At 73.3% G+C, this 14652-nt stretch carries 13 protein-coding genes and 1 pseudogene; 4 read left to right on the top strand and 10 right to left on the bottom strand.

Translation table 11 applies throughout. The features are described from left to right. Positions 1–249: pseudogene (locus tag SSNG_RS43040) on the bottom strand (hypothetical protein); the annotation flags it as partial. Between the two features lie 37 nt (positions 250–286). Between SSNG_RS43040 and SSNG_RS23075 the strand changes: the two are divergent. Next, entirely contained in the window at positions 287–1003 is a 717-nt protein-coding gene (locus SSNG_RS23075; RefSeq protein ID WP_007266309.1) for a PspA/IM30 family protein, read from the top strand. 12 nt (positions 1004–1015) lie between these two features. Here SSNG_RS23075 and SSNG_RS23070 read toward each other — a convergent pair whose 3' ends face one another. From SSNG_RS23070 to SSNG_RS23040, 7 genes are all read right to left on the bottom strand, one after another. Further along, on the bottom strand, positions 1016–3634 hold the full coding sequence (locus SSNG_RS23070; protein WP_050779903.1) for a SpoIIE family protein phosphatase: 2619 nt from the start codon (positions 3632–3634) through the stop codon (positions 1016–1018). Between the two features lie 182 nt (positions 3635–3816). After that, complete coding sequence (locus SSNG_RS23065) at positions 3817–4245, bottom strand: ATP-binding protein (protein ID WP_042803982.1); 429 nt, start codon at positions 4243–4245, stop codon at positions 3817–3819. 227 nt (positions 4246–4472) lie between these two features. Beyond that, positions 4473–4880: an NUDIX domain-containing protein gene (locus SSNG_RS23060; protein WP_007266306.1), complete on the bottom strand. Its 408-nt coding sequence runs from the start codon at positions 4878–4880 to the stop codon at positions 4473–4475. Between the two features lie 32 nt (positions 4881–4912). Continuing rightward, complete coding sequence (locus tag SSNG_RS23055) at positions 4913–5107, bottom strand: SPOR domain-containing protein (protein WP_007266305.1); 195 nt, start codon at positions 5105–5107, stop codon at positions 4913–4915. A gap of 298 nt (positions 5108–5405) precedes the next feature. Further along, positions 5406–6158, bottom strand: coding sequence for a GntR family transcriptional regulator (locus tag SSNG_RS23050; protein WP_007266304.1), 753 nt, complete (start codon positions 6156–6158; stop codon positions 5406–5408). Positions 6159–6295: 137 nt separating this feature from the next. Beyond that, positions 6296–7462 (bottom strand): DUF4190 domain-containing protein, encoded by a 1167-nt coding sequence (locus SSNG_RS23045; RefSeq protein WP_007266303.1) that lies wholly within the window; start codon positions 7460–7462, stop codon positions 6296–6298. Positions 7463–7626: 164 nt separating this feature from the next. Next, a complete protein-coding gene (locus SSNG_RS23040) occupies positions 7627–9201 on the bottom strand; it encodes a S8 family peptidase (protein ID WP_007266302.1) in 1575 nt (524 codons plus the stop codon). Between the two features lie 233 nt (positions 9202–9434). On the opposite strand from SSNG_RS23040, the gene SSNG_RS23035 reads away from it, so the two are divergent. From SSNG_RS23035 to SSNG_RS23025, 3 genes are all read left to right on the top strand, one after another. After that, positions 9435–10565, top strand: a complete 1131-nt coding sequence (locus SSNG_RS23035; protein ID WP_007266301.1) for a pyridoxal-phosphate dependent enzyme — start codon at positions 9435–9437, stop codon at positions 10563–10565. 109 nt (positions 10566–10674) lie between these two features. Further along, the gene (locus SSNG_RS23030; RefSeq protein WP_007266300.1) at positions 10675–11493 is read left to right on the top strand and encodes an isocitrate lyase/phosphoenolpyruvate mutase family protein; all 819 of its coding nucleotides are present in this window, start codon (positions 10675–10677) and stop codon (positions 11491–11493) included. A gap of 44 nt (positions 11494–11537) precedes the next feature. Continuing rightward, positions 11538–12488, top strand: coding sequence for an EamA family transporter (locus tag SSNG_RS23025; protein ID WP_007266299.1), 951 nt, complete (start codon positions 11538–11540; stop codon positions 12486–12488). Positions 12489–12546: 58 nt separating this feature from the next. On the opposite strand, the gene SSNG_RS23020 is transcribed toward SSNG_RS23025, so the two are convergent. Both SSNG_RS23020 and SSNG_RS23015 read right to left on the bottom strand, forming a co-directional pair. Next, the gene (locus SSNG_RS23020; RefSeq protein WP_042801691.1) at positions 12547–13338 is read right to left on the bottom strand and encodes a trypsin-like peptidase domain-containing protein; all 792 of its coding nucleotides are present in this window, start codon (positions 13336–13338) and stop codon (positions 12547–12549) included. Further along, positions 13335–14420, bottom strand: a complete 1086-nt coding sequence (locus SSNG_RS23015) for an alpha/beta hydrolase-fold protein (RefSeq protein ID WP_007266297.1) — start codon at positions 14418–14420, stop codon at positions 13335–13337. Before SSNG_RS23015 ends, SSNG_RS23020 begins: the two co-directional genes overlap by 4 nt. Positions 14421–14652 lie beyond the last annotated feature (232 nt).

Genomic DNA, 14652 nt, shown 5'->3' with positions numbered 1-14652 from the left:
CCGTACGCGGGCCGGCGCGGGGGCGGCGGCCGGGGCGGTGCCGTGCTGGGCGGGATCATCCTCGGCGAGATCCTCCGGGGCGGCGGCCGGGGCGGCTTCGGCGGAGGCGGGGGCGGGTTCGGCGGAGGCGGCTTCGGCGGAGGCGGGGGCGGGGGCGGAGGCGGCTTCGGCGGTGGGCCCGGCTCCTACGGGGGCGGCGGGACCCGCGGCCGCATGGGCGGCGGCGGCCGCTTCTGAACGACCGGACACCGGGTCTGCGGACCCCCATCCACCAGGAAGGACCCCGATGAGCAAGCAGACCGTCCTCGGCCGTGTCACCCAGCTCGCGAAGGCCAACATCAACGCGCTGCTGGACCAGGCCGAGGACCCGCAGAAGATGCTCGACCAGCTGATCCGCGACTACTCCAACAACATCTCGGAGGCCGAGCAGGCGGTGGCCACGACCATCGGCAACCTGCGGATGCTGGAGGCCGACCACAAGGAGGACGTGGACGCGGCCGCGGAGTGGGGCGGCAAGGCCCTGGCCGCCAGCCGCAAGGCGGACGAGCTGCGCGCGTCCGGCGCGGCGGCGGACGCGGACCGCTTCGACAACCTGGCGAAGGTGGCCCTGGGCCGGCAGTTGCAGTCGGAGAAGGAGGCGGCGACGGCGGAGCCGGTGATCGCCGCTCAGACGGAGGTCGTGGACAGGCTCAGGGCGGGCCTGGACTCGATGAAGGACAAGCTGACGGAGCTGGAGGCCAAGCGGGACGAGCTGGTGGCACGGGCGAGGACGGCGCGGGCGCAGAACACCATGCTGGACGCGGTGAAGAACATCGACGTACTGGACCCGACCAGCGAACTGCACCGCTTCGAGGAGAAGGTGCGGCGGGAGGAGGCGATGGCCATGGGCAAGTCGGAGCTGGCCGCCTCCTCCCTGGACGCCCAGTTCGAGGCGCTGGACGACCTCGGGAGGACCTCGGAGGTCGAGGCCCGCCTGGCCGCCCTCAAGTCCCGGGCGGCGTGAACGGGCCCCGCCTCAGCCGTACATGTCCAGCAGCTGTTCCGCCGACAGTTCGGTGACCGCCTCTCCCGGTGCGCCGCCCGGCATCGGGAGCGGGAGCTCGAACCAGACGGTCTTGCCCCGGTGGGTGCGGCGGGTGCCCCAGCCGGCCGAGAGCAGGCCGACGAGCTGGAGGCCGCGGCCGCCCTCGTCGGTGTCCCGGGCGCGGCGGCGCCTGGGCTGGACGAGGTTGCCGTCCCAGACCTCGCACACCAGGGTCCGGTCCAGCAGCAGCCGGAGCCGGATCTCGCCCTCTCCGTACCGCAGGGCGTTGGTGACGAGTTCGCTGACCAGGAGTTCCGTGGTGTCGAGGAGCCCCTCCAGGCCCCAGGCGGGGAGTTTGGCGCGGGCCAGTTCCCGGGCCCGGCCCACCGAGCGGGCCTCGCGGGGCAGCTGCCAGTCGCCGACGGCGCCGGAGGGCAGTCCCTGGACCCGTGCCATGAGCAGGGCGATGTCGTCCTCGCCGTGCCGGGTGTGGAGGGTGTTCAGGACGTGGTCGCAGACCTCCTCCAGGGGGCGGGACGGATCGGCGACCGCCCCGCGCAGCCCGCGCAGGCCCTCCTCCAGGGGGTGGTCGCGGGACTCGACCAGCCCGTCGGTGTAGAGGGCGAGCAGGGCGCCCTCGGGGAGTTCGACCTCGACCTCCTCGAAGGGTTCGCCGCCCACCCCGAGCGGCATTCCGGTCGGGATCTCCAGCAGCAGCCCGGGGGGCGGTTCTGCCCCGTCCTCGGCGGGTTCGACGAGGACGGGCGGCATGTGGCCGGCGTTGGCGATGGTGCAGCGCCGGGTGACGGGGTCGTAGACGGCGTAGACGCAGGTGGCGAGGTAGACCTCGGAGCGGTCGGCGTCGCGGGAGTGCAGGGCGGCCCGCGAGGCCTGCTGGGCGCCGCCGGGGGCGCCGAGGCCGCGGGCGACCTCGTCGAGGGCGGCGAGGACCTCGGCCGGTTCCAGGTCCAGCAGGGCGAGGGTGCGTACGGCGGTGCGCAGTTCGCCCATGGCGACGGCGGCGCGCAGGCCGCGGCCCATGACGTCGCCGACGACGAGGGCGGTGCGGTGCCCGGGCAGTTCGATGACGTCGAACCAGTCGCCGCCGACCTCGGTGGCGGCGTTGCCCGGCAGGTAGCGGCAGGCGATGTCGAGGCCGGCGGCCTCGGGGTCGCCGGGCGGGAGCAGGCTGCGCTGGAGGATCAGGGCGCGTTCGTGCTCGCGCCGGTAGAGGCGGGCGTTGTCGATGCAGACGGCGGCCCGTGCGGCGAGTTCCACGGCGACGGCCCGGTCGCGTTCGCCGAAGGGCTCGCTGCCCTTCGTACGGGAGAACTGGGCGAGGCCGACCACGGTGTCGTGGGCGACCATCGGGACGATCAGCGTGGACTGGACGAGGTCGTCGGGGCCCGCGGCGTCGACCAGCCGGGGCCGTGCCGTGCGCAGGACCCTCGCCCCGGGGGAGGCGGCGGGGTAGCGGTGGGTCTCCCCCACGGCGACCAGCGCGCCGGGCCCCGACAGGGGGGCGTCGGAGACGGCGGAGGCGAAGGCGACCCTGCGGAGTTTCGCGGAGGGGGCGCGGCGGGCGCCCTGGTCGGGCAGGGAGGGCACGCCGGGGCCCTGGGGGCGGGCGGGGCGGTCGTCGTCGCCGAGCAGCAGGCCCTGGTAGAGGTCGACGGAGGCCAGGTCGCAGAAGCCGGGGACGGTGACGTCGAGGAGTTCGCGGGCGGTGGTCTCCAGGTCGAGGGAGTTGCCGATGCGGTGGCCGGCCTCGTTGAGGAGGGCGAGGTTGCGGCGGACGCCGGCGGCCTCGCGGGCGGCGAGGTGGCGGCGTGTGACGTCGGTGCCGAGGCCGGCGACGCCGATGGGGCGGCCGGTGCCGTCGTGCACCCGGTAGAGGTTGATCGACCAGTGGCGGTCGTCGCGGCTGCGGGGGGTGGCGCCGGTGATCCGCAGGTCGGTGACGGACTCGCCGGTCTCCAGGACCCGGCGCAGGGCTTCGGCCATCCGGTCGGCCTCGTGGGGCGGCAGGTAGTCGTGGACGGTGCGGCCGCGGTGCTCCTCGACGGCTCCGCCGAAGACGGTCGCGAAGCGCCGGTTGGCGCGCTGCACGGTGAGGTCGGTGCCGAAGAGCAGGAAGCCGAAGGGGGATTGGCCGAATATGGCCTGTGATGCGGCCAGGTCGGATTCGATGCGGCGCAGCGCGCGCACGTCGACGACGACGCAGAGTGCGGCCCGCTCGGCGCTCTCGGTGTGGGTGGGCATCACATAGATCTCGGCCACGCCGTGGGCGCCCTCGCCGCCGGGGATCCGGAAGGGGATCAGGCCGGTCCACTCCTTGCCGTCGAGGATCTCGGCGACCTTGCGGTGGCCGCCCTCGCGCAGCTCGGGGGGCATGAAGGCCTCGACGGGGTCGCGGCCGACCGCCTGTGCCGCGCTGAGCCCGAAGAGCTCCTCGGCGCGCAGGCTCCACTGGTCGATGAGCCCGTCAGGGCCGATCGAGAAGGAGGCGACCTTTATGTAGTCGTATATCGAGCCAGGCGGACTGGTGTGCCACAGGGAGTCGTGCAAAGGCTCCCCGGGCACCCGGGCCTGATGTGTCTGCGCAGGTATCTCGCTCACGCGACCGTCCCCTCCAGCTCACCGCAACCGGACCGGCCATGACCGAAGTATTCAGCACCACGGCCCCGTACGGCACGGCGTTCACGATCACAAAAGGGTCCCGTTGTCTTCCGGCCACGTCGGGTGGTCCTCCCCGACGCCGCCCGGGAGACCCACTGCCGCCCTTCTCCTTGTTACTCACCAGGAAGAGCCAACTCGAACCACACGGTTTTCCCCGTCTTCCCGTGCCGGGTCCCCCAGCGGCGCGCGGAGACGGCGACGAGGTGCAGGCCGCGCCCGCCCTCGTCGTCGGGCTTGGCGATCCGCTCGCGGGGCGGATCCGGAAGCGGATCGGAGACCTCCACGAGCAGGGCCGGGCCGCCGGCCAGGTCCGGCGCGGCCGGATTGCGCCGCACCAGGCGGACTCCGATGGGCCCGGAGGCGTACCGCAGGGAGTTGGTCACCAGCTCGCTGACCAGCAGGACGGTCACGTCGCCGACGGAGTCCAGGCCCCAGGAGCGGAGGGTGCCGCGCACGGCGTGGCGTGCGGTGCGGACGGCACCGGGCTCGGCGGGGAAGGCCCACTCGGCGCATTCACCGTCTGTGTCGATCACGCCGATCACTTCCCGGGCCACCAGCGACCCCAGTCCGGTTCGTCGGTGACGAAAGGGGGGCGAGATAGGGACTAATAGCGACATACCCGATATTCGGGACGCCGTACCACCCGATCCCCCACGCACCGGCGCACTGTGGCGCAGACGGCCTAGAGCGGGAGCGTCACGCGCCCCGGTGCGCCCCGCCGTGCGACGCGGCGCCCGTCCCGCCTCCTGCCCGGGACCCGCCGCATCGCCTACCCGGCGCCCGCTCCGGCGCGCAGCCGGCGGCCGGCCTCCTCGACGAAGGGCCGGTCCTGGTCGAGCCAGTCCACCGAGTCCAGCTCGTGCGGGGCCAGCCAGCGCAGCTCGTCATGGTCCTCCAGGGGCTCGGGCTCGCCCGAGACCAGCCGGGCGGTCCACACGTGCAGGACCAGTCCGGGCCTCAGCGGCCACTCCCCCGGGATCCGCTCCAGCGCCTCGGTCTCCACGCCGAGTTCCTCGCGCAGCTCGCGCACCAGCGCCTCGGGCACCGTCTCGCCCGGCTCGGCCTTGCCGCCGGGGAGCTCCCACCGGCCGGCCAGCTCGGGCGGCGCGCTGCGCCGGGCGGCCAGCAGGCGCCCGTCATGACAAAGGGCTCCGCCCACGACCACTCGTACAGTCATGGGCGGAGCCTATGCCAGCGCCTTCAGCCGATTCAGTTGGTGGTGGCGGTCTGGCTTTCCTGTCCGATCCGCTCGACCCAGTAGAGCTGCTCGTGTCCCCGGTCGTCGAGGCTGTCGACGACCTTCTGGGCCTCGGCCCGGGTGGGGTAGCGACCCACCCGGTAGCGGTTGCCGTTGTCGTCCTGACGTATGACCAGCCATGGAAGCAGGGCACCGCTGTCGGTCATCGCGCTTCACCCTCCGCCGCTGTACCTGCCCAGGAAACCGCATTGCGCATATGCCCGAGCTTACGCCCGACCTTTACTGAGCGGATACGGTTTTTCACGAAGAGGTACCCAGGGGGCGTACGCATCCGGCCAGGGGTGCGAACGGGGCGCGCGCGCCGGTCCGGACCCGGCGCACGGAGCGCACCGGCGGGTGGGCGACGTGGGAGGGCCCGCCGCTCCGCGCGGACCGCACTCGAACAAGGGTCCGGGGCGCGCCCCGGACCCTTGCGAAACGACCGAAAACCCCGCGCGGGCGCTGTTACCGGACAGGCAGGTGGTACGCGAGGCGGTAGCGGTCCGCCGGCACGACCACGTCCGCGGTCTCCACGGCGCGGCCCGAGGCGAAGTACGTCCGGCTCACCACCAGCACCACGTGCCCCGGGACCCCGCCCAGCGTCATGATCTCCTCGGCCAGGCCCGGCCGGGCCCCGACCTCCTCGACCACGTTGTCCACGACCACGTCGATGGCGGCCATCCGGTCCACCACCCCCGAGCCGCCCAGCGGCCCCTCCTCCGGCAGCATCACCGGGGTACGGCCGGTCACGGCCAGGGGCTCCCAGGAGGTGGAGAGCATCATGGCCTCCCCCGCGTCGCGGAAGACGTACCGGGTGCGCATGACGCGGTCCCCCGGCTCGATGCCGAGGCGCTCCGCGATCCGGTCCGGTGCGGCCGTCTGCTCGCTGCTGGACTCCCACGTGCCGCGCGCGCCCGCCTCCGCCTGCTCCTGGCGGAACGGCGTCGACGCCCCGGACGAGCGGTAGCCGGAGCGGGCGACCCTGCGGGGCACGGGCTGCTCGCGCACGTACGTGCCGGACCCGGAGCGGCCCTCCACCAGCCCCTCGGCCATGAGGACCTTGCGCGCCTCCAGCGCCACGGTGTCGGAGACCCCGTACTCCTCGCGGATCCGGGCCTGGGAAGGGAGCCGGGCGTGCGGGGGCAGGGAGCCATCGACGATCTTCCGTCGCAGATCCCCGGCCACGCGGAGATAGGCCGGCTGCTCACCGAAAGTCACGAGCCACTCCCATCAGGTTGACAGACAGCTACACCCTGGCAACCGACGGTTGAGCAGCGCAAGCACGGGCCAGAGTTTCACTCGATGTGATGAACCCAGGTCACTCAAACCCGTTACCGCGCGTTACCCACAGGACCTCAGACGGACTCCGACGAGGGCCCCCGCCCGGACCCCGTCCCCGAGCCGTCCGGACCCGGCCGAAGCCACTCCGGAACCCGCGTCGAGAGCCCGTACGACCCGCGCAGCGCCTTCTCCGTGTCCACCGACAGCGCCGCCAGCGCCGCGTCCCACGCCCGCTGGAAGTCGCCCGGCCGGGCCGCCCGCGCCGCCCGCTGCCACTCCTTGCGCGCCGCCGCGACCTCCCGGAGCCGGGCGCCCGCCGCCGGGCCCGTGCCCTGGCGCGAGGTGACGCCCTGGAGCGTCCGCTCCTCCGACGCCAGCGCCTCGTCCACGCTCCGCGCCCACTTCTGGTGCTCGGGCAGCGCCTCGTCGAGCTCCTGGTCCGGGACGCGCCCCAGCGCCTGGTCCACGGTGTTCAGCGCGCTCAGCAAGGTGACCTGGTCCGCCGTCAGCATGCCCGCATCCTTGCGCAGACTGCCCTTGTGCTCCTCGGTCGACGTGCCGATGAGGCACAGGAGCCGCCGGTCGCCGTTCTGCCAGCTGTCCGGCGAGGGGGTGAAGTAGAACATCTCCGCGTACTCGGGCAGCGCCCACGAGTCCATCGCGTACGCGTCCTGCGCCTTCCAGCAGGTGTCCGTGGCGTTCTCCTTCAGCCACCCCTTGCTGGGATAGGAGCTCTGCCCGATCAGCGTCGCGGCCGTCACCTCGGCGTCGTGCACCCGGTCGCAGCCGATCCGGTAGGTGAAGCGGGTCTCGTCCAGGAGGTCGCCGCCGGGGACGTTGAAGCAGTCGCCCACGCGCAGCTCGTCCATCCCCGTCAGCTGGCCCTCGACCTGCTCCGCGTACCGCGCCCCGCCCAGCGCGCCCGTGAAGTGCTCCGCGTAGCGCGTGACGCCGGTGACCAGGACGGCCGTCGTCAGCAGCGAGACCACCAGGCCCGCGACGGCCAGCGCGCGGCCCCGCTCCCCCTTGCGCGCGATCTGCACCAGCGCCACGACGGCGAAGGCGATCCCGAGCGGCGGGAAGCACAGCAGCCCGACGAGCAGGGAGGCCAGGGCGAACCCGTTGAGCGCGGGCGGGTGCCCGTACGCGGACGGCGGCGGCCCCCACGCCGGCGGCGGCGACGGCGGCGGCCAGGAGTGGCCCGGGCCGGCGGGCGGATGCTGCGGGGGCGGGGTGGTCACCGGGCGAGTGCTCCATCAGGGGCGGCGCGAACGAATGCGCGAAATAGTACGCAGCGGGGGTGACCGACCAGTCGGTCACCCCCGCGTTCATCGCGCGATCCAGCCTGTTATCGCGCCCCTCGCCACCCGGTCGCCCGGGCGGAGGACCTCGTGTTCACCCGGGGTCAGAACTGCAGCGCCCAGGAGTCGATCTTGCCGGTGTCGATGTTGGCGTTGTCGTTCACCCGCAGCTTCCACACCCCGTTGGCCACCTCGGACGAGGCGTTGACCGTGTAGGAGCGGATGATGTTGTCGGCGCTGCCGCCGCTGCGGTTGTGCAGGTTGTAGACCGAGCCGTCGGGGGCGACGAGGTCGACCTTCAGGTCGCCGATGTAGGTGTGCTTGATGTCGACCGAGACGCTCAGCGCGGCCGGGGCGTTGCCGGCGATCCCGCTGACGGTGACCGGCGACTCGACGGTGGCGTTGTCGTTGACCGCGTAGTCGGCGGTGTTCTCGAACTTGGTGCCCGGGTTCGGCGGCGTGGTGCTCGCGCCCACGTTCAGCAGGCGGTTGGGGGATCCGGTGCCGGGGCTGGTCACCACGTTCGGGGTGGCCGCCGCGACGAGGCCGTCGCGGACCTGCGCCGGGGTGCTCGCCGGGTTCTGCGAGAGGTAGAGGGCCGCCGCGCCGACGACGTGCGGGGTGGCCATCGAGGTGCCCGAGATGGTGTTCGTCGCGGTGTCCCCGGTGCCCCAGGCGGAGGTGATGGAGGAGCCCGGCGCGAAGATGTCCAGGATGGAGCCGTAGTTGGAGAAGCTGGACTTCGCGTCGGTGTTGGTGGTCGAGCCGACGGTGATGGCCTCGGCCACGCGCGCCGGGGACTTGCTGGAGGCGTCGGTGGACTCGTTGCCGGCCGCGACGCCGTAGGTGATGCCGGCGGCTATGGAGTTGCGCACGGCGGTGTCGAGCGCGGAGTCCGCGCCGCCGCCGAGCGACATGTTGGCCACGGCGGGCTTGACGGCGTTGCGGGTGACCCAGTCGATGCCGGCGACCACCTGGGCCGTGGTGCCGGAGCCGTTGTTGTCGAGCACGCGGACGCCGACGATCTTCGCCTTCTTGGCGACGCCGTACGCGCCTCCGGCGACGGTGCCGGCGACGTGCGTGCCGTGGCCGTGGCCGTCCTGGGCGGTGTTGTCGTTGTCGACGGCGTCGTAGCCGTAGGAGGCGCGGCCGCCGAAGTCCTGGTGGGTGATGCGGACGCCGGTGTCGATGATGTACGCGGTGACGCCCTCGCCGGCCTTGTCGGGGTAGGTGTAGCTCTGGTCGAGCGGGAGGGCCCGCTGGTCGAGGCGGTCCAGGCCCCAGGACGGCGGGTTGGGCTGGGTGGCGTCGACGGTGAAGGTGCGGTTCTGCACGACCGACCGGACCGCCGGGTCGGCGGCGAGCTTTCTGGCCTGCGCCTCGGAGACCTCCACGGAGTAGCCGTTGAGGGCCGCGCTGTAGGTCCGGTCGATCCTCGCGCCGTACCGCTTGGCGACGGCCTTGCCGCTGTCCGCGGTGGAGCGGGCGGCGGAGTCCTTCAGGGTCACGATGTAGCTGCCGGGGACGGCCCCGGCGACGCCGGCGTTCTCGATGACGCCCTGCGGGGCGCCGTCGGCCGCGGCGGCGGGCAGGGCGGCGGCCGCGCCGAGCGCGAGGGCCACGACGGCGGTCGCGCTGACGCCGGCGATCCTCCGGCGGGTGTGACGCATCACGGACATGTGGGGGGTCCTCCTCTTGAGGGGGTGGCCTGCGGGTGCCGTGCGGCGGTGCGCGGACACGCGGAAGAACTGCCTTCGAGCATGTCCATGACAACGAATCCCGTCCCAACGGGCCGTCGTCCCCGAAAGGTTGACCCACCCCCGCGCCATCCCACAAGAGCCCGGCCGCCGCACCGCGGACGCGTAACATCCGTGCCATACAACGGCCATGAACGAGCAAAGGTGCTCCGCACATGACGCACGCACTTCCTGGTTACGTCTGCCCCGAGGACGGCACGCACGCGGACGTGCGGACCGCGCCGTGGTGCTGCCCCCTGTGCGGCGGTCCCTGGGACCTCGACTTCACACCCGATCCGGCCATCCCCCTCGAACCGGCGGCGGGACCCCACTCGCTGTGGCGGTACGCGCCCGCGCTGCCCCTGCCGGGGGCGTTCTCGGTGTCGCTGTCGGAGGGGCACACCCCGCTGGTGCCGCTGTCGGATCGGATTCACGCCAAGCTCGACTTCCTGATGCCGACGCTGTCCTTCAAGGACCGGGGCGCTGTCATGCTCGCCGAGCTGGCGCGCAGGCTGGCTCCGGAGCGGGTGGTCGCCGACAGCAGCGGCAACGCGGGGACGTCCGTGGCGGCGTACTGCGCGCGGGCCGGGCTGAGTTGTGAAGTTTTCGTGCCGGAGGGCACTTCGGAGAAGAAGACGGAGCAGATGCGGGCCCACGGGGCCGGCGTACGCGTCGTCGCCGGCGGCCGCGAGGCCGCGGCGCGGGCCGCGCGGGCGGCGGCGGACGAGCCGGGGGCGTTCTACGCCAGCCACGTCTTCAACCCGTACTTCCTGCACGGCACCAAGACGTACGTGTACGAGATCTGGGAGGCCCTCGGCGGCCGGCTCCCGGAGGCGCTGGTCGTGCCGGTGGGCAACGGCACCCTGCTGCTCGGCGCGGCCCTGGCGGTGGAGGAGCTGGCCGCCCGGCACGGGGTACGGCCGCCCGCGCTGATCGCGGTCCAGGCGGAGGCGGTGTCCCCGCTGGCGGCCGCCTTCGCGGCGGGCGCGGAGGACGCCGCCCCGGTGCCGCAGCTGCCGACGGCGGCGGAGGGCATCGCGATCCCGGCCCCGCCACGGGCCCGGCAGATCCTGGCGGCGGTCCGCAAGTCCGGCGGCACCTTCGTGACGGTCCCGGACGACCGGCTCCGCGAGGCGCAGCGGGACCTGGCCCGGCGCGGCCTCTTCGTGGAACCGACGGCGGCGGCCTGCTGGGCGGCGGTCGCCCCCACCGCCCCCGGCAACCCCCTGGGCGGCCGCAGAGCGGTCATCCCCCTGTGCGGCGCGGGCGCGAAGACGGGCCTGGCCCCCACCCCCACTCCTTCTTGACGCGCCGCCCTCCTTCTTGACGCGCCGGCCCCGGACACGCCCTCGGCGCGTGACGAAGGAGGCGGAAAACCGCCAGCCGACGGGTGGGGCGGTCTGGTGGACTGGGGCCATGACCAACACAGTTGACCTCATCGCCAAGGCCACCGCGTTCACGCAGCGGCACACCCCCGCCGCCCCGCTCGCGCTCGCCAACGCCTGGGACGTCGCCAGTGCGCGGCTCGTCGAGGCCGCCGGGGCGGCGGCCGTCGCCACCACCAGTGCCGGGGTCGCCTGGTCCCTCGGGGCGCCCGACGGGGACGTGCTCGCGCGGGAGCGGGCGCTGGAGCTGATCGCCCGGGTGGCCTCGGCCGTCTCCGTGCCCGTCACCGCCGACATCGAGGGCGGGTTCGCCTCCGACGCCGCCGGGGTCGGGGAGACCGTCGCCGGAGTGCTGGCCGCCGGGGCGGTCGGCATCAACATCGAGGACGGCCGCCGCGCCCCCGCCGAGCACGCGGAGCGCCTCGCCGCGGCCCGGAGCGCCGCCGACGCGGCCGGGGTGCCGCTGTACATCAACGCCCGGGTGGACACGTACCTCTTCGGCCTCGGCCAGAGCTCCACCCGGCTCGACGAGACCCTGTCCCGCGCCGCCGCCTACCTCGCCGCCGGCGCCAGCGGCGTCTTCGTCCCGGGGGTCACCGATCCGGCCACCGTCGCCGAGCTCGCCAAGGGCATCGACGGGCCGCTGAACGTGCTCGTCGGCCCGGACGCGCCCTCGGTCGCCGAGCTGGGCGCCCTCGGGGTGGCCCGCGTCAGCCTCGGCTCCTGGGTGGCCGAGGCCGCGTACGCCGTGGTCCGCCGCGCCACCGAGGAGCTGCTGGGCGGCGGCACCTACGGCTCCCTCGCCGGGGCCCTGCCGTACGGGGAGCTGAACGCGCTGCTCAAGGGCTGAGATACCGGGAAGCGTGCATCCGGCACCGACCGTAGGATCCGGCCATGGGCACCTCGACTCCGACAGACGGCAAAGGCACGGGCGCGGCGACCGACGCGCCCCGCCGCAGGACCACCGGGGCCGTGTGGTTCGCGCTCGCGCTCGTGTACGTCGTCTGGGGCTCGACCTACCTCGGCATCCGGATCGTCGTCCAGACCATGCCGCCCTTCCTGTCCGCCGGGGCCCGCTTCATCACCGCCGGCCTGGTCCTGGCCGGCATCGTCGCCTGGCGGTACGGGCCCTCCGCGCTCAGGATCACGGCCGCGCAGGCCCGCTCGCTGGTGCTGGTCGGCCTGCTGCTGGTCCTGGGCGGCAACGGCCTGGTGGTGCTGGCCGAGACCTCCATCCCGTCCGGGCTGGCCGCGCTGCTCATCGCGTCGGTGCCGATGTGGGTGGTGGTGCTGCGGGCGGCCACCGGGGACCGGCCGCCGCTGCGCACCCTGGCCGGGGTGCTGGTGGGCCTCGCCGGGCTGGCCGTGCTGACCAGCCCGGGGCTGAGCGGGGACGTGGAGCTGGGCGGGGTGCTGCTGGTGCTGGGCGCCGCGCTGTCGTGGTCGCTGGGCTCGTTCTCGGCCGGGCGGCTGCCGCTGCCGGCCAACCCCTTCACCGGCTCGGCGTACCAGATGCTGGCGGGCGGGGCCGCCGGTGTGGTGGTGGGGCTGCTGCGCGGGGAACAGCGCGGCCTGGACGTCGGCGCCTTCTCCGCCTCCTCGTGGGTGGCCCTGGGCTACCTCGTGCTGATCGGGTCGGTCGTCGGTTTCACCGCGTACGCGTGGCTGCTCCAGGCGGCGCCGCTGTCGCTGGTGGCCACGTACGCGTACGTCAATCCGGTGGTGGCCGTCGCGCTGGGCGCGCTGATCCTGGACGAGCCGCTGACCCTGCCGATCGTGCTCGGCGGTGCGATCGTGGTGGCGGCGGTCGGCGTGATCGTCAGCACGGAACGCCGGAAGGGGTAGCCCCGCTGGAGCCCTGCTCGGACCTGCTCCGGCCCCTGCTCCGGCCCTGGCGGCCGGCTCAGCCCCTGGCGGCCCGCTCGTAGAGGGCCTTGGCCTTCTCGTCGTACAGCGCGGCCGTGGAGTCCACGTCCGTGTCCCCGCCGCTGAGCACCCCGATCAGCCGGCCCGGCTGCCCCGTGCCGCCGCGGTCGGCGATCCAGGGGCTGCCGCTGGTTCCGGTCCAGAAGCCCGAGCAGCTGATGTACAGCATGTCGGGGTCGTCGAGGTCGTGGCGGGTCTGGGTGGTGCAGGACACGGGCTTGTTCTGCGGGTTGTGCTCGGACTCCGGGTAGCCGATGACGGTGACCTCGCGCTCGTACCCGGAGGTCCAGTCGGGCGCCGGCGCCTCGCTCTTGCCGCCGACGGCGTCCTGCACGCTGCGGCCGTCCTCGTCGGGCTCGATGGTGAGGAAGGCGAAGTCGGCGGTGTCGTCGCCCCACTTCGTCCAGCGTTCGTCGACGTGGACCGAGCGGACCTTCCACACGCCGAGGGGCTGGGTGCCGGAGCCCTCCCCGGAGAAGGCGGGCGCGAAGGAGAGCTCGCCGATGGCGAGGCCGTCGTGGGCGACCTCGCCGGGAACTCCGTCCTCGCCCGCCGGGGCGACGCAGTGCGCGGCGGTCGCGACGACGTTGCCCTTGGGGCTGTCGACCACGCTCGCCGTGCACCAGTGCTCGCCGTTGGCCATGAGCACGCCGACGGTGGGGAAGGGATGCACCGGCCGGTCGCCGGGCGCCTTGAGGAACGCGACGGCGCAGACCATCGCGATCCCCGCGGCGACGGCGGCCGTCGCCCCCTTCACCGTCGGGCTCATCGCACGGCGGGATCGGGTGTCGGTCCCTGCATCACCTTGCTGATCCACTCCAGGGAACCCTCCCTCATTCCTCGTACGTACGACTTTCCGTTGTGCTCACCATCCTGGATCACCTGGAGCCGGGTGTGCACGGGACCCCTCCCGTACTCGCGCATGAACCGCTCGGCCAGGTCGCGGCCGCTCTCCTTGGTGCCGATCTGGAAGTTGATCCAGACGTCCGGACCCCCCTCCTTGATCAGCTTCTCGGCGAGTTTCTCGGGGTTGTTCTCGTCCATGGCCTGCCGGTTCCCCTTCCACAGCGGCGAGTCGGGGACGATGTCGACGCCGCTGGCGATCACCGCCTTGAAGCGCTCGGGGTACTTCAGGACGTGCTTGAAGGCTCCGAAACCGCCCGAGGAGGAGCCCATGAAGGCCCAGCCGTCGCGGGAGGTGAAGGTGCGGAAATTGGCCTTCGTGAAATCGGGGACGTCATCGGCCATCCAGGTGCCCATCTTCGGCTGGCCGGGGATGTCCGATCCGTCGAAGTGGTGCTTCGTATCCGCGTTGATCACCGGCATGACGAGGATGAACGGCAGGCTGGTGCCCGCCTTGACCCCGTCGATCACGGCCTGCTGGAGGCCGAGGCCGGGACCGGTGCCCCAGTAGTTCTTGGGGTAGCCGCGGCCCCCGGGCAGGGAGATCAGCACCGGGAAGGCGCTCTTGGCGTACCGCGGTTCGTCGTACTCCTTGGGCACCCACACCCACACGTCACCCGTGAAGCCGGACTTCTGGCCGGTCAGGGTGGTCATCGCGATCTGCGTGCCGTCCGGCAGCCGGCTCGTGCGGGTGAACTCGGCCTTGGGGCCGGTGGGCATCAGCACCCCCGGGCGGATGTCCTCGGCGGTGGCCGACTCCTGGATCTTGCCGAAGGAGACCGGATCCCCTATGTCCGAGAAGAGGCCCGCCTTGTACGCCGCGCCGCCCCCGGCGGCGAGGGCGAGCGCGAGTCCGCCGCCGATCAGGATCTGGCGCCTGCGGGGGCGCCGGGGGCGACGGCCGCCCTTGGTCGTGGGGCCGCCGTCGCCTTGGTGGTCATACTGCACGGATTTGTTCCCGTTCCTTCTCCGGCGCCCTGGTTGGGCGCGGGTCGGACCGATTGGTCCCCCTTAACACCTGTACAGAGGTGTGAACGACCGTATGGGTTGCCTGGGACCGGGGCGACGTGGCGAGGGCCACGTGGCGGAGTCCGGCGACGGGTCGGGGGCGGGTCCTGCCTGCGGGGAACGGGGGCTTTCGAACGTACGGGGCGACGGTCAGCCGGCCGGGCGGCGGGGG

This window comes from Streptomyces sp. C (assembly GCF_000158895.1).
GTDB classification, from domain to species: domain Bacteria; phylum Actinomycetota; class Actinomycetes; order Streptomycetales; family Streptomycetaceae; genus Streptomyces; species Streptomyces racemochromogenes.
Note: the sequence above shows the minus strand (reverse complement) of the source record. Positions and strands in the feature narration are given on the sequence as shown.

Coding starts and splice junctions, on each gene's coding strand:
- SSNG_RS23025 (WP_007266299.1), top strand. CDS start 11,538: ATGGGCACCTCGACTCCGACAGACGGCAAAGGCACGGGCGCGGCGACC.
- SSNG_RS23040 (WP_007266302.1), bottom strand. CDS start 9,201: ATGTCCGTGATGCGTCACACCCGCCGGAGGATCGCCGGCGTCAGCGCG.
- SSNG_RS23075 (WP_007266309.1), top strand. CDS start 287: ATGAGCAAGCAGACCGTCCTCGGCCGTGTCACCCAGCTCGCGAAGGCC.
- SSNG_RS23035 (WP_007266301.1), top strand. CDS start 9,435: ATGACGCACGCACTTCCTGGTTACGTCTGCCCCGAGGACGGCACGCAC.
- SSNG_RS23020 (WP_042801691.1), bottom strand. CDS start 13,338: ATGAGCCCGACGGTGAAGGGGGCGACGGCCGCCGTCGCCGCGGGGATC.
- SSNG_RS23030 (WP_007266300.1), top strand. CDS start 10,675: ATGACCAACACAGTTGACCTCATCGCCAAGGCCACCGCGTTCACGCAG.
- SSNG_RS23060 (WP_007266306.1), bottom strand. CDS start 4,880: ATGACTGTACGAGTGGTCGTGGGCGGAGCCCTTTGTCATGACGGGCGC.
- SSNG_RS23055 (WP_007266305.1), bottom strand. CDS start 5,107: ATGACCGACAGCGGTGCCCTGCTTCCATGGCTGGTCATACGTCAGGAC.